Source organism: Acinetobacter sp. ANC5681 (assembly GCF_023488045.1).
In the GTDB taxonomy this organism is placed as follows: domain Bacteria; phylum Pseudomonadota; class Gammaproteobacteria; order Pseudomonadales; family Moraxellaceae; genus Acinetobacter.
The window spans coordinates 67909-89651 of the sequence record NZ_JAMFKZ010000011.1; the positions used below are offsets into that span (position 1 = coordinate 67909).

15 protein-coding genes and 5 pseudogenes are annotated in these 21743 nt (G+C 37.5%); 8 read left to right on the forward strand and 12 right to left on the reverse strand.

The genetic code is table 11. The features are described 5' to 3' along the window. Positions 1-213 precede the first annotated feature (213 nt). A pseudogene (locus M5121_RS08505) lies at positions 214-539 on the forward strand (transposase); the annotation flags it as partial. Between the two features lie 51 nt (positions 540-590). Beyond that, positions 591-740 (forward strand): annotated as a pseudogene (locus M5121_RS08510) (IS5-like element ISAba27 family transposase); the annotation flags it as partial. Positions 741-811: 71 nt separating this feature from the next. Here M5121_RS08510 and M5121_RS08515 read toward each other — a convergent pair. After that, positions 812-1075, reverse strand: a complete 264-nt coding sequence (locus M5121_RS08515) for a Txe/YoeB family addiction module toxin (RefSeq protein ID WP_004907133.1) — start codon at positions 1073-1075, stop codon at positions 812-814. Continuing rightward, positions 1062-1325, reverse strand: coding sequence for a type II toxin-antitoxin system Phd/YefM family antitoxin (locus tag M5121_RS08520; RefSeq protein WP_000557943.1), 264 nt, complete (start codon positions 1323-1325; stop codon positions 1062-1064). The genes M5121_RS08515 and M5121_RS08520 overlap by 14 nt, the downstream gene beginning before the upstream one ends. Before the next feature lie 415 nt (positions 1326-1740). Here M5121_RS08520 and M5121_RS08525 point away from each other — a divergent pair, with 415 nt between their 5' ends. After that, positions 1741-5088, forward strand: coding sequence for a DEAD/DEAH box helicase (locus tag M5121_RS08525; RefSeq protein ID WP_249570928.1), 3348 nt, complete (start codon positions 1741-1743; stop codon positions 5086-5088). 17 nt (positions 5089-5105) lie between these two features. Here the strand turns inward: M5121_RS08525 and M5121_RS08530 are convergent. From M5121_RS08530 to M5121_RS08565, 8 genes and pseudogenes are all read right to left on the reverse strand, one after another. After that, positions 5106-5801, reverse strand: a pseudogene (locus M5121_RS08530) (type II toxin-antitoxin system HipA family toxin); the annotation flags it as partial. A 17-nt stretch (positions 5802-5818) separates the two neighbouring features. Further along, positions 5819-7078 (reverse strand): type II toxin-antitoxin system HipA family toxin, encoded by a 1260-nt coding sequence (locus M5121_RS08535; RefSeq protein WP_249570929.1) that lies wholly within the window; start codon positions 7076-7078, stop codon positions 5819-5821. 4 nt (positions 7079-7082) lie between these two features. Then, the gene (locus M5121_RS08540) at positions 7083-7385 is read right to left on the reverse strand and encodes a helix-turn-helix transcriptional regulator (RefSeq protein WP_044431308.1); all 303 of its coding nucleotides are present in this window, start codon (positions 7383-7385) and stop codon (positions 7083-7085) included. A 188-nt stretch (positions 7386-7573) separates the two neighbouring features. Continuing rightward, positions 7574-7717: pseudogene (locus tag M5121_RS08545) on the reverse strand (transposase domain-containing protein); the annotation flags it as partial. A 107-nt stretch (positions 7718-7824) separates the two neighbouring features. Beyond that, positions 7825-8187 carry an antitoxin Xre/MbcA/ParS toxin-binding domain-containing protein gene (locus M5121_RS08550; protein WP_005403920.1) on the reverse strand — a complete coding sequence of 121 codons (363 nt, stop codon included), beginning with the start codon at positions 8185-8187 and terminating at the stop codon, positions 7825-7827. Between the two features lie 130 nt (positions 8188-8317). Beyond that, the gene (locus M5121_RS08555; protein ID WP_249570930.1) at positions 8318-11503 is read right to left on the reverse strand and encodes a site-specific integrase; all 3186 of its coding nucleotides are present in this window, start codon (positions 11501-11503) and stop codon (positions 8318-8320) included. Continuing rightward, the gene (locus M5121_RS08560) at positions 11487-13769 is read right to left on the reverse strand and encodes a hypothetical protein (protein ID WP_249570931.1); all 2283 of its coding nucleotides are present in this window, start codon (positions 13767-13769) and stop codon (positions 11487-11489) included. Before M5121_RS08560 ends, M5121_RS08555 begins: the two co-directional genes overlap by 17 nt. Then, positions 13769-14440 carry a hypothetical protein gene (locus M5121_RS08565; RefSeq protein ID WP_125268711.1) on the reverse strand — a complete coding sequence of 224 codons (672 nt, stop codon included), beginning with the start codon at positions 14438-14440 and terminating at the stop codon, positions 13769-13771. Before M5121_RS08565 ends, M5121_RS08560 begins: the two co-directional genes overlap by 1 nt. 248 nt (positions 14441-14688) lie before the next feature. Between M5121_RS08565 and M5121_RS15915 the strand changes: the two genes are divergently transcribed. Continuing rightward, on the forward strand, positions 14689-14898 hold the full coding sequence (locus tag M5121_RS15915; protein ID WP_329603207.1) for a hypothetical protein: 210 nt from the start codon (positions 14689-14691) through the stop codon (positions 14896-14898). A 69-nt stretch (positions 14899-14967) separates the two neighbouring features. Here the strand turns inward: M5121_RS15915 and M5121_RS08570 are convergent, their stop codons facing one another. Together M5121_RS08570 and M5121_RS08575 are read right to left on the reverse strand one after the other, a co-directional pair. Further along, positions 14968-15282, reverse strand: coding sequence for a hypothetical protein (locus M5121_RS08570; RefSeq protein WP_136700186.1), 315 nt, complete (start codon positions 15280-15282; stop codon positions 14968-14970). 100 nt (positions 15283-15382) lie between these two features. Beyond that, positions 15383-15550 (reverse strand): annotated as a pseudogene (locus M5121_RS08575) (DUF4236 domain-containing protein); the annotation flags it as partial. 67 nt (positions 15551-15617) lie between these two features. On the opposite strand from M5121_RS08575, the gene M5121_RS08580 reads away from it, so the two are divergent. The 4 genes from M5121_RS08580 to cas3f all read left to right on the forward strand — a co-directional run bounded on the left by M5121_RS08580 (position 15618) and on the right by cas3f (position 21736). After that, complete coding sequence (locus M5121_RS08580) at positions 15618-16208, forward strand: class I SAM-dependent methyltransferase (protein ID WP_136700185.1); 591 nt, start codon at positions 15618-15620, stop codon at positions 16206-16208. Positions 16209-16210: 2 nt separating this feature from the next. Beyond that, positions 16211-17260, forward strand: a complete 1050-nt coding sequence (locus M5121_RS08585; protein ID WP_136700184.1) for an HNH endonuclease — start codon at positions 16211-16213, stop codon at positions 17258-17260. A gap of 148 nt (positions 17261-17408) precedes the next feature. Beyond that, on the forward strand, positions 17409-18377 hold the full coding sequence (gene cas1f, locus M5121_RS08590) for a type I-F CRISPR-associated endonuclease Cas1f (protein ID WP_249570932.1): 969 nt from the start codon (positions 17409-17411) through the stop codon (positions 18375-18377). Then, on the forward strand, positions 18374-21736 hold the full coding sequence (cas3f, locus tag M5121_RS08595) for a type I-F CRISPR-associated helicase Cas3f (RefSeq protein WP_249570933.1): 3363 nt from the start codon (positions 18374-18376) through the stop codon (positions 21734-21736). The genes cas1f and cas3f overlap by 4 nt, the downstream gene beginning before the upstream one ends. Positions 21737-21743 lie beyond the last annotated feature (7 nt).

The window sequence follows — 21743 nt, forward strand, 5'->3', positions numbered from 1 at the left end:
TAAAATACACTAAACAACATAATTAGCACCTTAATAAACTCTATATATAACAGTTATATAGAGTTTTTATTTTGTGTGACGTAATTTAAGATGGGGTGGGGTACTTTGATTTAGGGTCACAAATTTATTGTGATAATCAACAATAATAACCAACATACATATGCTTAATCTAAGGGTATTTTACTGACTGGTATAATTTTATAATGAGAGGGGTGTCGCCAGTTGATCACAGATTGAAATGCCCATGCGATTATTCCACCCAGAAAAAATGCGAAGCCTTGGAAAGATACAAAAGTTCATTCGCTAGAGCGAAATGAATGACTTCGCACTGTTAAACGTTTAGGCAGGACACTATGGAAAAATGGTCGGGTTACCATCAGCGAAGTCTGGTAGAAACCAAGATGCACTGCATCAAATTATTAGGCGATAAACTCAATGCTCGGAATTTTGATAGCCAAGTCAACGAGATTCATGCACGTGTGGCCATCTTAAATAAGTTTACGGAGCTCGGCCGACCTCACACCCAAGTTGCCACTTAAATTTGAATAACTTAGGAAAGCTCTATCTTTAAAATCTTTATGCAACAAAGCCTTGGAAAAATACGAGTTGTGATCGAACACATTAATAGTCAATTGAAAACATTTAGAATATTAAGTGAACGCTATCGAAATAGACGGAAAAGATTCAGTTTACGCATTAACTTAATTGCTGCACTCGTAAACCGGATAAACTTGAAATAATCACTTTCGCAAGAGATCTGGTCAATAAGTACTTATAAAATATTCTCTCATACTAAGAATAGGGAATATTATTAGTAATGGAACCGACATTGAACAATGGAAATTCGTTCATCCGTCACTTCATAAACTAATCTATGCTTCTCATCAATTCTACGGCTCCAGAATCCTGAAAGATTTGCTTTTAAAGGTTCTGGTTTTCCAGTTCCTTCAAAGGGTGTTCTTTGACATTCTCTGATTAAGGTATTGATACGTTTGAGTATTTTTTTATCCTGTGTTTGCCAATAGATATATTCATCCCAGGCATTTTCAGTCCATTCGACATTACGACTCGTCATCTTTAATCAACTCTCTTTGTTTGGTTTTACCTGCGCGTAATTGAGCAATTGATTCGTTTAAACGAGTGGTATTATTTGGAGATGAAAGGAGATACAACGTTTCCATTAAACTGTCGTAATGATCTTGTCCCATTACTACAGCATGACCGCCTTCTTTTCTTGTAATGAAAGCGACATCTGCATCATCAATAACTTTATCTAAAACAGATTTTAAGTTGTTACGTGCGTCTGTATATGTAAATACATGCATATATTTCTCCCTCATAAAGTAAGCTGTATTAAAACGCTACTGACTAGATGATAGTGATTGAACTTTACAATCTAAAATGTACAGGATTCTGTACATGTTGTCAATGTTGTAACAGTTTTATATCAAATAGGTTTTGTTGCACAAAGATTTCATAACTATATGATTTTAAAAGTTTTGATTATTTTTTGATCCAAAATTAAATTTATTTAAATCAGTTGCTTACATATTTATGCAACAAAGCCCCAGCCAATAGAAAAAACACCAAAGTTCACTACCAGATAGCGAGTTATAATTTAAATTTGAGTGAGTTGGGGGATGCTTCAAATTATAAATCTTTGTGCAACAAAGCCCTACTGTTCTGAAATGACAGCTTTGTCCGTTATAATTGTATAAACATTTTTAGTATCTGGTAATCATGTCGTCATTGATCAATTTTCTATCTCGCTTTAGTACAGCAACTCTTCAGCGCAGTCTGAGCTATGCTAAACACATTGATAGGGAAACGATTGAGTTCTTTGAGGACAAAGACGGGGTTACGATGTATGCCCAAATTGAAGGGACAGATTATTACGATACCGCGATTACCTATAATCCCCAAAAAGACCGTTTAATCGATGACGACTGCACTTGTCCGGTTGGATATAACTGTAAACATGCTGCTGCTTTAGCGCGGTTATTCTTTCAAGAATATCGTCAGGAATTTCAGCAGCGTTATGCTGACTCTCAATCCCCGCAGGGAATCGCAAAACGCCAACGTGGGGATGATCAGGCACAGCGCTGGTTGAATGATTTTAAACGGTATTTACAACAGACTGAACCAGAGCAATCTGTCAAAACAAACAATTATTTAATTTACCTGCTAGATCAGTCTGTCAGCTTAAAGAAATTGACAGTTGATGTTCAGAAGGCCAGACGCAATAAAAACGGCTCAATTGCGGGGGAAAGTTATTATACCCAATATGAAAATATCACCAGAAAGCATCTGACTTTACCTGAACAAAAACGACAATTATTTAACCAGATTTATTATTACGCCAAAATAAACAGCGACGAACGCTTTTATCAAAGCAATCTTGATATCTCCAGCATTTTATTGGAGCATTTCAAATCTTTTATTCAAAGTGGCGATGTGTACTGGAAAAAAAAGAGCCATGCTGCACTTCAATGGTCAGAACAAGGCTATCACATCGAACTGATCTGGCAACAAGGTCTAAACAAACAGACAGAGCATTTAAACATTGAATTGGTCAATGGTGATATTCGACTCGATTTAAAATCAAATCCTCATATTCAGATTCTCGCAAGCCATCCACCATGTTATGTGGATATTCAACAGAACACGGTGGGCCAGTTATATGGTGAATATACGGCAAATCTTCTGTACCATTTTTTACAGATGCCTGATCTTCCAACTATGCTCTTGCCAGAGTTTGAGAAACTGACTCATCAATATTCAGATGTGAAAAATCTGCCTCAGCCCGAGTCTATTCAGCATATTGATGTCCTTGAGGGAAGTCCCCAGCCAATTTTACGCTTCGGTGTTTTAGATAAATTTGATTGGAAATGGGAAGAGTCTGTTTGTGCCGAAATTGAATTCTCCTATGTAGGCGGACGAATAAAAGCAGGTACATCAGGTGACAGTTTTATTGGTGAGCAGCATGGCAAAATGGTGCGACAGCTTCGGAACTTAGTTCAGGAACAACAGTCAATCCAGCGTTTACAGCTATTGGTCGAATCAATGAAGTGGGTGAAAGATCTTAGTTATGACCAGCAATTAAAACTGGATAAACAACGTCTTGATTCTATGGTTTTTGCTTTCTATGGAGACTGGATCAAACAGCTGATGCCCCTCAATCAAATTGAATTGATGGGATGGCAGATAGAGCATCTGGAACACAGCCCATTTAAGCTGCAATATGTTGAAAATTTAAATATTTCTATCACTGAATCTGAAAGCCAACAAGACTGGTTCAATATCGGGGCGACCGTTCAGGACAGTGCAGGCAATAGCTATGATTTACTCGATGCACTTGTGGCTTTGGTGAAAGAACAGCCTGATTTACTTGATCCACGGATTTTTAGTCATCTGAATGACGGTCAAATTTTCACCCTGAAAACTGCAGTGGATCAACCTGATTTGGCTCTATCCGCTAGGGATATTAAGCCGGTATTGTTGCATCTGCAGAGCATTTTACAGCAAGAAGAGCGCAGTATTGATCGCTATGATGCGAGTCAATTATTAGAATTGCAGCATAATCTTGGGATGACATGGCAGGTCAGTGATCGCCTGCAGCAATTTGTACAGAAATTCAAACAAGGCTATCAGCAACAACTGCCGACACCACAAGGTTTTCAGGGGGAGTTGCGTCCATACCAGCAGCAGGGCTTAGGCTGGTTACAGTTTTTAAGGGAAACCCAGCATGGCGGGATTCTGGCGGATGATATGGGTTTGGGTAAAACAGCACAAACTTTAGCCCACTTACTCATGGAAAAGCAGGCTGGTCATTTGCAGGACAGACCCGCCTTAATTGTTGCACCCACATCGCTGATGCATAACTGGTTCAAAGAAGCGGAGAAATTTACCCCTGAGCTCAAGGTATTGTTGCTACAGGGGCCCGATCGCCATCAGTATTTTGAGCAGATTCCGCACTATGATATTGTGTTAACCACCTATCCGCTTCTGGCGAGAGATGAAGAGCAACTAAAGCAATATGAATATCATCAACTCATTTTGGATGAGGCGCAGAATATCAAAAATCCGCGTGCCAAAGCTGCACAGGTAGTACGCCAATTAAAAGCACGACATCGTCTATGTCTAACCGGTACACCTATGGAAAATCATTTGGGTGAGCTGTGGGCACTATTTTATTTCCTGATGCCAGGATTTTTATATTCACAAGAAATCTTTAATAAAAAGTACCGTAATCCGATTGAAAAACGCGGTGATCAGCAGCTAAGGCAAAAGTTGGTAAACCGCATTAAACCCTTTATTTTACGTCGCTTGAAAACTGACGTTGCCAAGGAATTGCCTGAAAAAACCACGATTGAAGTCAATATTGATATGAATGACCAGCAATCCAAGCTATACGAGGCTGTTCGCGCCACGATGCAGGCAAATATTCAGAAAATTGTGGCAGAAAAAGGCTTTAAGCGTAGTCAAATCCAAATTTTAGATGCCTTACTGAAGCTACGTCAGGTGTGCTGCCATCCTAGCTTACTAAAGCTGGATTCAGTGAAAATTGGGCAGGCACACTCTGCCAAACTTGAACAGTTGATGGATATGGTCGTTCCAATGGTGGAAGAGGGGCGAAAAATTCTTATCTTCTCTCAGTTTACCTCAATGTTGGAACTGATTGAACAACAGCTCCATCACGCAGAAATTGGCTATGTGAAGCTGACTGGAAAGACCAAAAAGCGAGATGAAGTCATTACAGCGTTTCAGTCTGGACAAGTGCCGGTATTTTTAATCAGTCTGAAAGCAGGAGGGGTCGGTTTGAATCTAACTGCCGCAGATACGGTCATTCACTATGATCCATGGTGGAACCCTGCTGCTGAAGATCAAGCTTCAGATCGTGCATGGCGGATTGGACAGGACAAGCCGGTATTTGTCTATAAGCTGATTACTAATAAAAGCATAGAAGAAAAAATTCTTGCCTTACAGCAAAATAAAGCAGAACTGGCACATTCTATTCTAAGTACAGATCATGAAGGCGAAGCGAAACTGACGGAAAATGAAGTGATGAACTTGTTTGAGAAATTTTAGTTTGGTTTCAGATTACCCTAATCATCTGTAAGTATCTGAAAGTCTGGATGCAATTTTTTCCAATGTTCTCTTAATTTTTCTTTATGAACAGAAATCATAGGTAAGTCTAGTAATAGCACTGGCCATACTGACCGTGCTTTGTCCATGATCGCCTGAAGTTGTTTTTCAATAACACGCCATGGAACACCGACTTTTTCAGCCCATTGTTCAAAGTGTTTCATCTCAGCTAAATACCAATCTTTATTTTTGGCAAGATTTAAGGCGAAATGACGCTCATTTTCAATATATACACTTGTCATCAATATATCGTATGCAGGGGATAATCTTGGCGTTGTTTTATCGTGATAAATCATACTCCAGTTCTTTAAGTGTGCATCTCCATTGGCGAGTAAAATATTGACGAGTAAACGGCTGGCAAATTGCTGAATATCAAAAATTTTGTTATCTGAATAGTGATAAATGATCTTTCCTATCTGCTCATAATTTGTGGTGCTGTATTTCTGCTGTGGATATGCACCGAAGATCTGAGCAAAGTCTTCGATGTGAATAAGCTCTGTAGTATCAGCAGTACTCTGTCTATCAAATCTTTTGATTGCAAAAGCATATTGCTCTTGGGGTAAATTTAATGCTGGAAGGTTTTGTAAGAGTGCCATATCCACCAAGCGAATCTCAGGGACATCTATTCCGACCATTTTGGCAAGGCTCTTCATAGAAGCTTTGTAAAAGCTATTTAGTGCAATAAATTGATATTATGCTCAATCCTATTTTGGATCATTTGGATAGTCTCTGCTTGAATTTGTCCAGGTAATAGATCATGAGCGATATTGCTGAATCGGATTGCAACCTTACAAATCGAACTAATAATTTCATCGACTTCTTGGGCAGAAAGTTCCGCTTCCTGAGTACCAAGTTTTACAAGAGCTTGTCGAGGAATATCCAGTGCCTCACCCATGATATCCATTTGATGATATCCACCTGGCCCTTCACAGAAAGTAACATCATAGGCAGGCGAGAGTTTCCATTGCCCATTTTGGGACATCAGAAATGAAAAGTTTTTGCAATGATCATCTCGATTATTGAAGACTACATTGAAAACAGCTCGCTTGAATGCAATTGCTTTTTCGCGAACATCATTGGTGCAAAAGTGTGCAGCGCGAAGAAATTTACTGTAGTCTAAACTCCCTGGTGATTTAAAATCAGCTCCGGTGAAGGCCGCTAAACTTTGCATAGGGATACGCATGCCATCGTGGCGGTCAAATCTTTTTGATGCAAATGCGGTTAATCCATTCGGAAGAGTAAAATATTGAGTGTCAGGGGTGTCAATATCACAATGACGTAAACATTCTGCATAAACAGCTTCAATTGCACAAACTTCAGGATGCTCTTGCTGAGCTGGAAATTTGATCAGCCAAGCTTCATGTTGATGTGAGCTAACTGTTGAGAATTCGTTGGTGACAGGATCACGGTAGACGAGCGCTTTTGGCCTTGCACCTTGTGGAGATCCACCCATAATTAATAAATGCTGTAAAAATTCTGCACCTTCTCCTTTGAGAACTTCCTGAACTTCTTGAGCGAGTTTAATCAGTGGAATATTTTCAGTTAATGCTAACTCAGGTGCTGAAGGTTCAAAGGATAATGCCCCCATTGCATGTGTATTAATATACGTGAGTCGTTCTAATGGCCCAATCCGTGCTGGATTGAGTCCATTTTTTTTAAATAAGCGATCCATAAGAAGCATGCCCCAACCATCGGGTAGGGCATCATATATAGGACCTGGCAATCCCATTTGATGTGTAGGAAAGTTCGTTCTTAATGAGTCACCTTTTAATGGAAGTAGGTAAGAGGAAAGTTCTAAACCCTTACTGATCGCTTCTGCACTGTATTCAAAGGCAATTAATGGCCGACCTGTGATTGCAGTTGAGGAGACCAGTGTACCCCAAAGCCAATATTCACCCCATCCATTGTAGTAAACATTAAGTTTTTTGAGCATGGACTTATTTCCTTTTGATACGTTGGCGAGCCGTATTGCTCTCATAGCGGAGAATGTCATTTACACTGTTTAAATGAGGTTTGAAGAGTTCCTCTAATTCTTTTAATCGGCCCAATACCATGGCAACGCGTACTAAATTTTCAAATGAAACATTTCGACCAGCTTCCAGATTAGATACTGTATTCACACTAATACCAGCACGTGTAGCGACGTCTGCCTGAGTCATTTCCAGATAAAGTCGTTCTTTGCGAAGCCTTTCACATAATAAAGTAACAATCTCTTCAGGTTTTTTGAAGTTTAAATCCATAATATTGGGTCTTATGTGTATATATGTATATTAAAACACAAAATAATGGATTTATATAAATAAACCATTTGATGTAAGGAAGGTGTTTTATGGGCTGATTAGATCCTATTAGATTAAAGAAGTCTAATTAGATATTTAAAATCTAAAGGAATCTAATACGTAAGCGTCCGCTGAGCCCCATAGCTATTTTAATTCGGTTCAGGTTTCCAGCGGTGTGTTAGTAATTCTTCTATTTGGGTCACTTTATGTGTCGGCAGCCTTTTCAGCACATCATTTAAATAGGCATACGGATCTAGGCCATTCAGCTTTGCTGACTGTATTATTGACGGAATTAGGCCAGACATATACATCTTGAGAAGAGGGGAAATTCTTATTCCTTGCATTTGAATTATTGGAGAGGGCCATCACTTTCAAATTTTTCTGTAATACTTTGCTTATCTTAAAGTTTAGCCCGAAGACCTTCCACCAATTGTAAAATAGAGGCCAATCCCTGAGGGTTCTGAATCTGTTCTATTGGAATGTCACTCATCAATTTATTGGGTGATCTCATAAAATGCTGCATCCAGGCTGTATCCCCACCTGTCAGAGCATCTAGTGATGTGGTAATACGGATTAAAGTGAGGGCGATTTCTCCCTGTTTTGAAGTGGGATCTAATTCAAGAGATGTTAAAGTTTTCACCGAATCTATATTGAGTGTTAAGGCTAGTTGATCCTGTGCAAGACCAAGTCGTTTAGCAGCAGCTAAAACTGCCTTAGCTAATATCATTTTCTGTTTTGCAGTTTTTTCTGATGTTGTATACATGACCGATCCCTGTTTCAGACGCTGCTAATTCATAGAGTTTATACGATTTAATTATCGTTGATTAGACATCCAATGTTTACTAAAGATATATTAAATTTGACTTTAGATAAGGAAACAACGGTTAAATTATTTAACAGCATGTGGTTGTTTTTAGACCTTCAGCTTTAAGTTCAAGAGATCGAGGTCTGCCGATACATGCTAGATGTAAGCAAAATTTAAATGCAGCAAGAGCATGACCATCTTTTACTGAGTAGAGTTGTAGACGAGGAAACTCCTCTTGAGTTGGTGGATGTTTATCTGTTGATGCTTTTGCTAATTTGAAAAGTAGAGGCTGTTGTTTAGCATCTAACTTTGTTTGCAAATCTTGTCCAAGTAAGTGCCAAAATTTGGCAGGAAATAAAGCCTTAACTTGGGAGTAAAAATGTTCGAGTTGATCGATATCCTTCCAGCGATAATGGATACCTGTGTGTGATGCGGTCACTCGATTCAAAAATATATTCAGGACGCATGCAATTTGTATTGGATTTTTACGAGCTATTTTCTGTAGATGTTCAAAAAAATAAGTCACCGCATGAAGCTCTTCAGTGCTATCAAGCATTGCTGGTTTTAAGTGGGTTGAGCTATCAATACTAAATAAACGTGGATTCCCTTTTTTTGATTTAATGTTTGCTAAATTTAGAGCATTTTCATACCAATAATTGACGAGTTCTTCTGGCAAGCACATACGTTGAGCTGTACTTTTAGGATCTTTAGTAGTCTCCAATATATTGAGCGTTTCATAGAAGCGTTGAAGTGAAATTTTAGAATCTTCTGTTCCAACAAAGAAAGCAAAAAAATCATGGGATTGATCTATTTGTAACGACAGTTCATCTAAAATGTCAGTAGCATTACTTTGAAGCCATTTTGTTTGATCGTTCAATAATATAGTTGCTAGAACGGCCTGGTTTTTTTCAAAATTAAAGTCTTTTTCACCATTTGTTATTTGCAAATTTTTAAACGTTGCATTGTGTCCCATAATTTTTTTAGCCAATTCATTAGGCATATCTGGATGATGTTTTAGTAGTTTTTGACCAGCTATGAGATAACTTAAATGAATATAGCTTTTGAATGTTTCAACTGGCTCTATATGTCCTAAGAGATGTGCAATAACAAACCAATGGTTTTGTCCATGTTGATTTTGAAGTAGCTCAGCTCGAATTTTTTGATATTCGTTTTCGCTATAGTCGGTTAGCTTTTGCACAAGTGGTGCATATTCACAGTTCAGTAAAAGCGATAAATGATTCGCTGCAGTGTGACGAAAAGAGTGAAAGGAGTAATGATGCCCTTTAAAGACCTGATTTAATATCAGTTTTAGGGGTACGGTGACAGTATGTTTATTCAGTTTTTTATTTTCATTCAAGTTGCTGAATAAATATAAACTTTTCTTATTCTCTAAACGTTTTTCAACAACAAAATCGCTAAAGAATTGGTACTCATCATCTTTTAGCAAAGCGTATGCAGGCACAATCCGTTCCGCACTATCCGTTTTGAGCAGATGTTGATTCCCTTGTTTTTTTGAACCATAAGGTTGAACCCAGATAGAAAATTGATTTAAACCCTCGATATCTTTTACACGTAACCCGAGTATTTCGTTAATACGCATACCAGTACGGTAAGCCAAAATATAAATGATTTTTAATAATTTATAGTGATGGTCTGAGATGGATTGGTCATGTAAGAGCTGATTTAACTTCTTTAATATGACCTGGAAGGCTGTGTGACCTATGATGCGTGCCCGTGGTCGACTTTGCGATGCAATAAATTCAAGTTCGAAATCTTCCACTTGAAAAACAATTTGTTGAAAGGTGTGAAAGCGTTTCAACATGCGGATTGTTTGGTCTTTAGATTTTTTGAACTCAGGTCGATCTGCTTCATCAGCAAGTCGTGTATTGCTAATGATTTGTTGATAGATTTTGTTCAGCAGATCATTAATGTCATCGTCGGCATCGAAGTATTGTAAGGCATGAGTTAAAAACGGTTCTGCGATCCGAGTGTAATATGTATAGATTGAACTATCTGCGAGTTTTTGATTGTCTTGAAATGCCTTCGTGTACTGAGTTGTATCAAAATCAAAGGTGGCTGATAATTTTTTTATTTGCTCTGAACTTGGTAGATAGAGACTGATGAGCCACAAAATAATACGTTTAGAAAACTCATTAAACTGCTCTTGGTGACGCAGGCAAAAATCAATAATGAGTTCAGCAATAGGTTGGTCCGTTGATGATGTGCGAATTATTTTCAGCAAGTTTTTATGAATAAATATCACATTCTCTACTGCTTCAGACGTATTGAGATCTGGTAGGACTTTGGCTGTAGAAGAGACATTTCGTTCGATTTCATCACTTAATTGAGTTTTAAATTTTGGGAATGCAAAGTTTTCAAACTCATGTTCTGATAAACCACACGTGAGTGTGTTTTCTAACAAACATTGTGAAAGGGCAGGATCAACATCTGCATTCTGCAGTTGTAGCCAATTAAAATTGGCGTAGTCACGTAAAAACTTAAAAGTCTTGTTGGTGTATGGATGTTTTATTTTTTGAAAAATGAGGTGCAGATACGCATTCACGTCTAGACTGATGTCACGAATTTGTCTTGTATTGAAGTGAATGAGCCAGAGTCGTGTGAGTTGATCTGGAACAAAATTACGTGATTTTCGTATTGTTTTTTCATCAACAAATAGATCGCCATAGCTTGGAGAAAGTGGCTCTAAAAAGATGATATTAAAATCGCAAATTTTTTGGATTTTTTCAGGGTTGTTTAAATGTTCGAGCAAAGCATTTAATGAAGCTGTTTGATTTAATCCACCGTATAACATTGAGCAAAGCAGAATATTCCCAATAATTTCATCATCAGAAAAAGCGGAACTATCTTGAGCAAGAATCCAGTAATCCCACAGTTTTTCGAGGATGATGTCAATTTCATGACCGGCTTGGATCCAATCTAGGGTGAAAATTGGTTCATCGCGTTTCATCTCAAAGGTGAGATAAGGTAGTGGGAGGTCTAGGTTATTACTTTTATTGAGGTCTTTGATATATGTTCGGAAGAATTCATGAGCATATTTTTTCCAGGCAAGATTCGGTGCTTTACGTTTAATAAACTCATAAATTGCAGGATAAGCTTGAATTAAGTCTTCATTTGAGAATTTTTGCTCATCAAAGTACTGTCGGAGCTCTTGTTCTGCATCGGCTCGTAGGTTCCTTTCTAATTCATTACGTTGAAGTTGACGTCTATCTTCAGCATAGCGTTTTTTTGGGATTTTTTTATTGAATGATGACATTTACTTCAATCCCGCTAATTTTAAATTGATCTTTCATTTGCTCTAAAACATTCGCAATTTTAGAAAATTGAGATAGTGATAAACTGGAAAAAGGATGTGCTGCTTCTTGTTGCATGAGCTCATGTCCAAAGAGAGCTAAAATCTCAGGTTCGGTAATTTTATGAGTCAAAAATGCACGAGCTGTATGGCGATGCCAATTTGCATGATCAAGTCCTAATTCAGGATGGAAATCTTTGACTGTAGAAGGACTTAGTGGTTTCCACTCATCATCTTGGATGATCCCCAAAAAGGGCAGCTTACTTGCTTCTATTTGTTGTATAACATCACTTAAAGCTGGATGGCTCATTATGATTTGAGTCGAAAAATATTCTAAAAATTTAAGGAATTTTTTTATCTCTTCAACTAAAAATGAACAAAGTGGGATTAGACGTCCGAATCCATTGCGGCCGCCTACTTCTTTGTCAGAAACCATCAAAATTTGGCGTTTTAAATTAAAGTTTTTAAGAAATCCAGGGAATTCAGCAACGGGGCGTGCTGCTGTAAAAAGAAGGAGGGTATGCCACATCCATATGTTGTAGTGGTTGTATATAGCAATCAGATCGTCTTCAGCTTGTGAAAAAATATTAAATTTCAATACAGCAAAAATCTCTGTAATGACCTGTGGTTTTGGAGCCTTACGACTACCAAAATGAATTATTGAATCAGGGAGCGAAGGTACACAACTTTCATATGTGTTTGCTACATCTGCACAAAGTGATTTTAGAATATCAACATATTGTGCATGTAATTGTGGAATATTCTGATGACAATAAGAAACAGATGATGACTGATTGGCATCAATCCCTGTGATTAAATCTGCGAGTTGTTTATTCCCTGTTTTTGCAAGAACCGTATGATGCAGTAGAGAACTCACCTTTACGACAGACAGTTTTGGAATCAATAATTCTTGTCTTAATTTGCGTAAATATTGCTGTATATCCTCGAAACTAACCGAATCCATTTTGCGGAGATCCTCAATGAATAGATTCGGGATTGGAATGTCTAAATAGATCGTCTGATTAAGCAAGCTTTTTGAATACTCAAAATCACGGTTCTCAAATACATTAAATTTACTGCTTAAGAAGAACTGATCATTTTTATGGATCAATTTTTGGCGGTTATTTAAGTTTTTAGCTCGCTTGCTTTGTATATATAGCCACTCATTCACACTGTTGCCTGTTAAAAATGCGAGCATCAGGATCAAAGCACTTTTATTTTGATGTTCAGAGTAGTCCACATGAAGTCTTTTCAGTAGATGGTTCACGCTAGATGGATTCGGAAAAAAACTACTCGACGTGAGTAAATGTTCTTTGCGTTGAATATGTTTTGCAACAAGCGGTAGAACATAGCTTTGACTCGTTTCTGAATGTGCTGCGAGTGGTGTGACGTCAGTTGGATTGACAACAATTTGCCGATTAATCGGCTCATCGATTAAGGTTTCTATATTCAGTGCTTTAGATTTAGCCCCTTTTTTGATTTCGATACTTTCTTCAATGAATTGTTCTTCATCAAGAAACTGATGTTGAAGCTGCGTATCGATACTTGCACGTGCAATCTTCGCTTTGTTTTTTAAAACATAGTTAAAAGTAATGCGAATATCATTGAGTAGATTGCGATCAAACTCAGGCAATTCATCCGTATCTAATGTGATCAGATGTTGAATAAATTGCTCTAAGCTCAGCGTTAGATCTTTAAGATAGACATTCCAGAGGCGTTTATATTCTTCTGTATTATGATATTTTTTTTCAGTATCTAAATTTTTATTTGCAGTCCTAAAGCGCTGGAATAAGCGCTTTACGGTATTGAAGTGTTCGGCGTGCGCTTGTTTAAAAAGATCTGGCTTGAGCTCAGGAAGAGCAATTAAATAAATTGCTGCTTTTAAAACTAGAATATTCCAGGTTAAGGCATTTTCTTCTGACTTTGCTAATTGTGCAATTGAGTTCACATACCAAGTAACGGGTGTTGCACTAACAGTATGTTTTCGAGAGGAGACCAAGGCAGCGGGTCTAGCAACAACAGAATTAGTTTGTAGATCAAAATCTAATAGATCGAGATTCAGCTCCTTCAGATATTGATCAGTGGGGTGTAAAGTCAGTAAATCAGCAATATATTGAATATGTTCTGCACGGTTGAACTGCTCATTACCAAAGAGTTTTTCCAGTGTCTGTTTTAATGATACCCGCGGAATATCAGCAGCATTTTGATGGTTTGGGTTATATTCTGACATTATGCTTTCCATAGCTGATCTGGCGTGAGAACGAAGTCCACATTGTTTAAAAGTTGTTGCACAATTCCACTGGTTTGTTGCAGTTGATCAAAAATCTTCTGTCTTTGCCGGTTTATAACTTTATTTCGATAATTCAGCTGATTTCGTGTGAATGAGAGTAGTTTTGCTAGCAGGTCTAAGCTCATAGTACGGTGAGGTTTGAAAGAATTTTCTTTGTTTAAAACCAAGATAACTTCATATGAGATATGTGCATTGATCAGCGATTGCATTTTTGCAGGATTCATTCGATCCAGATCATGGTGATAAGAGGCCAGAAATCTCATGAATTCCAAACTTGCCTCTTTTTTTAATAGCTCAATTTTGTCTTCATCTTGAGGAAAAGAATGGACGAGTAAGTTGATATTCTTAGGTGTGTTCTTAGACCAATATAAGTGCCACTGACAGGCATTTGCGATGGTATAGCCAGATCTATTAGGGTCTTTCCAGACACGGATTTCAGGGTAAGAAGTCAATATTGATAGATCAGCTTTTAAGGATTTGAAAGCCTCTTGATAGCAAAGATAAATTCCAGAAAAATCAGGGTGGATACTGATTTGGATTTTATTAAAATTTTTGCACAACAATTTTTTAGGTGTGCCAAATTTTTCATTGAAATCAAAAGCGTTTTCCATAGTCCTTCATAAGTGTAAAAAATAATCAAGTGAATATTCTTATAATTTTTTGAAATATTAAACAAGATTGATCTACCCTATATTTTGTGTATATTTACAAACTATATACAATATATTGTGATTTTTTATATTTTTAAGAACGGGGTCACAACTTATAGCAATGCTATTTATTTTAAAACTAAGAGTTTCTTAATATGGAAATTAAACAATAGAAACAGGTAGAAGTCGTTACAGATGCTGTATGTGATATATGCAACCAATCAACGAAACTAGAGTTTGGCACTTTATCGGCGCATTGGGGCTATGGTTCCAAGCATGACGGGGAAAGATATGAATTGCAGTTATGTGAGAAATGTTTCTTTTATGCCTTAGCGACATTAAGAAAAGGGCGAGCAGATGAGTTTGTGTTTGATGAAAATTTTGACCCTTCGACCCTAGAGGGGTTAGGCTTGAAGTGAACCTATCATCACGATAGGTTCTAAGAATCCAGAAAATACTGATTCATATCCACGCTAGCAGCTTCATTTTTAATGGCGAGTAAGGGATTCAGGAAAAATATTTTTCTTTGCTTCGAGGTCACTGAGTTCGGAAAATGCTTGAATACCGCCTGCGGCTTTAATTCCATCTATAGCAACAGATAGAGCTTCCTGATCTGACGGGAATGTTTCATCCCATACCGTAGAAGTACCATTTTGGTTTACCACTTCCAGTGTCCAGTTACTATCAGGTAATCGATAAATGAGAATTTCAACTTGCTCATTATTCTCTTGTAAAATTTGAGACAAGGGAGAATCGATTAAATCATTTTCATCATAATCCAGAGTACTGTCATTATCAGACATCAGCGGCAGCCTTTATTATATTTAACATCCGTCCATAGTAATAAATGAATTAAATTTTGCCTAGCGGAATGAATGTTATGGGTGCAAAGAATGGCTAAATTTAAAAAATAATTGCCCCTACAATAAAACAAAATAATCCAAAAATTACCCAAATCCAGACATTCGATTTGGGTTGTTCGGTATCTGATGTATAGAGTGGTTGTTGTTCGTGAGCAGGATTCTCTTGGTTGCCAGCTCTGTTCTTATAGGGTTGGTGCTTGGAATAGGACTGATCATTTGACTTATCTAGTGAAATATCAGTATGTTCTTTAACATAAGATATTGGCTTTTAGACAATGAATCAAACATCAAATTATTACAATCAACATGCTCAAGCATTTTTTGAAAATACCTATCAGGTTGAGATGGAAAGTCTTTACGCACCATTTCTAAGATATTTGCCGGAACAGGCATTGATCCTGGATTTGGGCTGTGGCTCTGGGCGTGACACTCTGGCATTTAAGAAAAAAGGCTATCAAGTTGAGGCAATTGATTATTCTGCCGAGCTGGTTGAAAAGGCGAGAGAGCTGACAGGCATCGAGGTACGTCAGCAAAGTTTTTATGAGCTGAATGAAGTAGCTAAGTATGATGGGATTTGGGCTTGTGCTTCTCTTTTGCACTGTGAAAGAAATCGCCTGACTGAAGTGCTGGCGCGCATATTTAAAGCATTAAAGCCAAATGGTGTGTGTTATATGTCTTTTAAATATGGCGATACAGACCGTGAGAAAGAAGGGCGCAGCTTTACTGACTTGAATGAGCAGCAAGCTTACGACTTACTCAAACAAATAGATCAGGCTTTACTGTTACAGCAATGGATTACTGTAGATAAACGTTCAGACCGTACAGAAGAGTGGCTGAATATTCTGATTAGAAAAGTGCAGGCTTAGATATGTTATTCAGTATAGCCGAAATACCAACCCCTCAAGAACAGTTAAAATTCTTGAAGCATATTCAGCAGATTTTGCAGTCAGGGGCATTTACTTCGACATATAAGTTTGCTTTGCTGATAAGTATCACGCGTCTGGCGATTGAACAGGGTCAAGATACCGGCGCTGTGTTGCATTTGGACTATCAGGATATTGCTGAAAAGTTTATTGACCTGTACTGGAAACAGTCAATGCCGTTTCAGTTTAACCAGTACGAGCCTTTTACTATTCATCAAAGTACTGGTAAGCAGGCAAAGATCATCAGTGAAATTCAGAATGCACAGCAACAATTCAAGACCTTGGCCGCGTTGAGAAAGGATGTACTTTACTGGAACAGGCTGAAGCGAACAGTTGCGACAAGGGTTAAGCAAATGCCGGTAGTATATTTGCAGAATCTGAATGGTCAAACGGTAGAATTTCTCTATTGCCTTGAAGACTCCAAACAGTCCCTCAAGCTTTTACCCAAAGTGATGTATTGTTTGAGACAGTTCAGTGAAATTATTGAAGAGTTGTGCCAGAAGCGCTGGATTGATTTTGTTCGGCTAAACAAGCAGAACCTGGTGGTACTGGATGGTTTGCCTGACCTAGATGAATTCATGTTTGCTCCAAGTCGTAATCAATTGGGGCAGGTCGCGGACTTCTTAATTGACTTACAGCAATGCCAGTGTTTTTACTGTGGAAAAAGTCTCAAAAATTCAAAATATGCCGTGGATCATTTTATTCCATGGTCTTTATATCCTGCCGATACCGGACATAATTTTGTCCTGGCGGATGAAAAATGCAACTCACAAAAAAGTAATTATTTAGCATCACAGCAATTCTTACATCAGTGGCAGGAACGTAATCATCTGCATGATCAATCTATTATTCGAGAAATTTCTCAATTAGGTTTTCTAACCGATCTGCAACGTTCGCATCGGGTTGCCGATTGGGCGTATAAGCAGGCAATAGAGAATGAGTATTTAGTTTGGTTGGGCGGAAAAGACAAGAAGATATTTGCCGCAGTGTATTAAGTTTTAAAAATATTTTTAACTGTATGAATCACACAAATTCTTGAAAAAGACTGCGTCAATATGTGACGTTAATTTCCTAAAATTTCTTTAAATAATTATTCGAACAGGATATTTTAAGGACAACTCTTCTTCATAATTGATGATAAGAATGGAACAGCTTAATCCATCAGATCTAAAAGCAATATTACATTCGAAACGTGCCAATTTGTACTATCTTGAACATTGCCGTGTGATGCAGAAAGATGGTCGAGTTCTTTATCTGACCGAGGCTAAAAACGAAAATCAGTACTGGAATATTCCGATTGCCAATACTACAGTGATTCTATTGGGTACAGGCACATCAATTACTCAAGCAGCAATGCGCATGCTCGCAAGTGCAGGTGTTCTGGTTGGTTTTGCAGGTGGAGGTGGCACGCCTTTGTTTATGGGCTGTGAAATTGAATGGATGACACCACAAAGTGAATACCGTCCAACTGAGTATATGCAAGGTTGGATGCAATTTTGGTTTGATGAAGCCAAACGCTTAGATGTTGCTAAACATTTTCAATTGGCACGAGTTGAATATATTCAGAAGATTTGGTCGAAAGACCGAGATTTAAAAGAATATACCTTTCATGTGGATGATTTAGATATTCAACAGGCTTTAACGGGCTATGCAGCAAGAATTTCACAACAAACTAAAGTTGGAGACTTACTACTTGCAGAAGCTGCGACCACAAAACAACTTTATAAAATTGCAGCGACTCGTACAGGTTTAAAGGATTTTAGTCGCAATCCTGAACAAGGTGATTTAGCCAATGATTTTTTAAATCATGGCAATTATCTGGCTTATGGTTTAGCAGCGACAACACTTTGGGTACTTGGAATTCCACACGGTTTTGCAGTCATGCATGGCAAGACGCGTCGAGGGGCTTTAGTGTTTGATGTGGCAGATTTAATTAAGGATGCTGTGGTTTTGCCTTATGCCTTTATTTGCGCCAAAGAAAAAATGACTGAACAAGAATTTAGACAGCAGATTTTGCAGAAATTTACCGAGCATAAATGTCTGGACTTTATGTTTGATCAAGTCAAAGGACAAGCTTGTAAAAATCATGATGTAGATGGAGAAACATTATGATTGTGACGTTTATTAGTCAATGTGAAAAGAAAGCCATTCCACGAACGCGTCGGGTATTAGATGCCTTTGCAGACCGAATTGGTGATAACACCTGGCAGACAGTGATTACTGAGGAAGGTTTAATTGCAGTTAAAAAATTGCTGCGTAAAACCGTGACCAAAAGTACAGCGGTAAGTTGTCACTGGATTCGGGGTAGACGTCGAAGTGAGTTGCTATGGATTGTGGGGAATCGGAATAAGTTTAATCGTGAGGGTGTGGTGCCAGTTAATACGACGCAGAAAAGTCTAAACCCTTGGAAATCATCGCATTTATGGCAAAATTTGGAATTGGTTGCAATTGCATCAGGAATCGCAGGTTTATTTCATGATTTTGGCAAAGCAAATGATTTATTTCAAGCCAAGTTAAACCCTGAAATTAAAACTGAAAAGGGTTATGAACCATACCGACACGAATGGATTTCACTAAAAATATTTGAAGCTTTTATTGTAGATCAAAGTGATCAACAGTGGCTTACCCAATTAGGGAATTTACAGGCTTCTGATGAATGTAGATGGCTTGAAAAATTATCGGAAATGCGTTCAAGACCAAAACTCGGAGATACATTTGCTTATTTACCACAATTTGCACAATTAGTTGCATGGCTGATACTCAGTCATCATCGTTTACCTATTTATCCTTTTTTTGAAAATAGCCCACCTGTCTTAAATATCCATAAGTCAGGTTTATCAAAATTTGAAAATTTAAGCCAATATTGGCTATCTGAATGTGATGTGAAATGGAATTCGCCGAATTGCATTAAATATGACTGGACTGCAACAGAAATAGAAAAAAACTGGATGTTTAGTCATGGTTTACCTGTACGTAGCCAAGAGTGGCGGTTAAAAGCACAATTACTTTCAAAAAGAGGTTGTAATCAAATTGCTCAAATTCAACAATTGAACTGGTTAGATGATCCTTTAACCATGCATTTATCACGTTTAATGTTAATGATGACCGATCATTGGTATTCAGCACAAAATGCGAGAGTTGAACTACAAGATCAAACTTATCAGGCATATGCCAATACAGATAATGAACAAAAATTAAAACAAAAATTAGATGAACATAATTTAGCAGTTAGTTTTTATGCTTATATTTACAGTCGTAAACTTCCACAGTTTATTGCTGAACTCCCTGAATTGGGGGTGAATCGAATATTGGATCGAGGATTTTCAAATTCAGATCCCCAGTTGAGTGAGTGGCAAGATAAAGCCGTTAAGCTATGCAAAAAACTGAATATTCGTAGTAATGAATGTGGTTTCTTTGGTATTAATATGGCAAGTACAGGAAAGGGCAAAACGATTGCCAATGCCCGTATCATGTACGCTTTATCTGATATCGAAAAAGGCACCCGCTTTAGTATTGCTTTAGGTCTTCGTACATTAACAACACAAACAGGAGATGCCCTAAAGCAAAACTTGAATTTAGATGACAGTGATATTGCGACCATTATTGGTTCAAGTGCGATACAACGCCTACAAAAGGCTTTTCAACAAGATAAAGATGCTCAACAACAAAAGCAATTATTAGCCGATTTAGAAAAAAATGAATTTGCTATGCGTGGCAGTGAAAGCCTAGAAGATACCGAAGACAGCTTTGATGTGGATTATCCTGATATAGATGCAGATAGCTTATTAAAAACATGGTTTGGGAAAGACCCTAAAATTCAAAAATTATTACATGCCCCAATTTTGGTCAGCACAATCGATTATTTAATCCCAGCGACAGAAAGCTTAAGAGGTGGGCGACAAATTGCCCCCATTTTACGATTACTCAGCTCAGATTTAATTTTAGATGAACCTGATGAGTTTGGACCAGATGATTTACCTGCACTTTCGCGCTTGGTCAATTGGGCAGGGATGTTAGGTGCTAAAGTCTTATTATCTAGTGCGACCATTCCTCCTGCTATGGCTTTTGCTTTATATGAATCCTATGCTTTAGGTCGACAAAAATATCAACAAGCCATGTTAGGTCATCAACAACAAAAGCCGATTGTATGTGCTTGGTTTGATGAGTTTGCAGTAAAAGAGCTAGAAAGTTCAACTATTTCTGAATTCTGTAAGCATCATACTCTCTATGTGAATGAGCGTATTAAAAAACTCAAAGCAGATGAAAATAGATTAAGAAAAGCCAAAATATTAGAGGTTCAAGAAGGCCTAAATATTCAAGAAAAAGTAGTCAATACTTTATTAAAAGGGATTGCTGAAGCACATACACATCATCATCAGACAAGTGAAAACGGTGTGGAAATTTCTTTAGGTGTGATTCGCTTTGCGAATATTAATCCTCTTGTTCAGGTTGCTCAAAATTTGCTGACTCAGCATATTGATGAACAAACGATGCTTCATTACTGTATTTATCATAGTAAATTCACCTTAGCACAGCGTTCTTTTATTGAAGAAAAACTAGATCGAATTTTAAATCGAAAAAGAGCAGATAAAATTTGGATGCAACCAGAAATTTCTAATGCAATCCATAAATATCCAAAAATTAAAAAACATATTTTTATCGTATTGGCGACATCTGTCTGTGAGGTTGGACGAGATCATGACTATGATTGGGCAATTGCTGAGCCGAGTTCTATGCGATCTTTGGTACAGTTAGCAGGGCGTATTCAAAGACATCGAAAACAAAATGTGAATAAGGAAAACTTATTTATTTTGAATCAAAACATTCGTGCTTTACAAAAGCAAACGGTAGCATTTACTAAACCTGGTTTTGAAGGAAATTATAAAAGTGGTCGTCATTTAAGTGAGAATAAAGAAATACGAAATTTACTGACAATAGAGCAATATCAATATATCAATGCTATTCCAAGTATTTATTTTATTAAACCACCCACAAGAACAGAGCTACCTATTTTTAACGACTTAGTAACACTGGAACAAACGGCCTATGCCATGACGTTATTGGGTGCACGTGAAGAAGATAATAACGCACGTTTATGGTGGTGTAATTCACTCTCTTGGAGCGGGGAGTTACAACGACGTCAGCCATTTCGAAAATTTCAAGCTGAAAAAAGTCTTTATCTTATACCTACTAGCACAGGAAAAATGCAGTGGTATAGTTACGATGAAAAAAATTATACATTTTCTATGGTTGATGAGATTCGGAGCTATAAAAATTTAAGTTTTCATCCAAACAGTCAAATGTGGTTTAGTACAGATGAAAATCAACGTTATCATGATATTGAAGAAATTTTAGAAAGTTCACAAAGGCAAGTTGTTTTAAATTATGGGGAAGTATCTCTGTTGGATGATAAAAATATTCAATATTACTATCACCCTTTTTTAGGCGTGTTCTTAGATAAAAAATTATAGGAGATTA

Coding starts and splice junctions, on each gene's coding strand:
- M5121_RS08560 (WP_249570931.1), bottom strand. CDS start 13,769: ATGTCAGAATATAACCCAAACCATCAAAATGCTGCTGATATTCCGCGG.
- M5121_RS08580 (WP_136700185.1), top strand. CDS start 15,618: ATGAATCAAACATCAAATTATTACAATCAACATGCTCAAGCATTTTTT.
- M5121_RS08525 (WP_249570928.1), top strand. CDS start 1,741: ATGTCGTCATTGATCAATTTTCTATCTCGCTTTAGTACAGCAACTCTT.
- M5121_RS08555 (WP_249570930.1), bottom strand. CDS start 11,503: ATGTCATCATTCAATAAAAAAATCCCAAAAAAACGCTATGCTGAAGAT.
- M5121_RS08535 (WP_249570929.1), bottom strand. CDS start 7,078: ATGCTCAAAAAACTTAATGTTTACTACAATGGATGGGGTGAATATTGG.
- M5121_RS08570 (WP_136700186.1), bottom strand. CDS start 15,282: ATGTCTGATAATGACAGTACTCTGGATTATGATGAAAATGATTTAATC.
- M5121_RS08520 (WP_000557943.1), bottom strand. CDS start 1,325: ATGCATGTATTTACATATACAGACGCACGTAACAACTTAAAATCTGTT.
- M5121_RS08565 (WP_125268711.1), bottom strand. CDS start 14,440: ATGGAAAACGCTTTTGATTTCAATGAAAAATTTGGCACACCTAAAAAA.
- cas1f (WP_249570932.1), top strand. CDS start 17,409: ATGGAACAGCTTAATCCATCAGATCTAAAAGCAATATTACATTCGAAA.
- M5121_RS08585 (WP_136700184.1), top strand. CDS start 16,211: ATGTTATTCAGTATAGCCGAAATACCAACCCCTCAAGAACAGTTAAAA.
- M5121_RS08550 (WP_005403920.1), bottom strand. CDS start 8,187: ATGTATACAACATCAGAAAAAACTGCAAAACAGAAAATGATATTAGCT.
- M5121_RS08515 (WP_004907133.1), bottom strand. CDS start 1,075: ATGACGAGTCGTAATGTCGAATGGACTGAAAATGCCTGGGATGAATAT.
- cas3f (WP_249570933.1), top strand. CDS start 18,374: ATGATTGTGACGTTTATTAGTCAATGTGAAAAGAAAGCCATTCCACGA.
- M5121_RS08540 (WP_044431308.1), bottom strand. CDS start 7,385: ATGGATTTAAACTTCAAAAAACCTGAAGAGATTGTTACTTTATTATGT.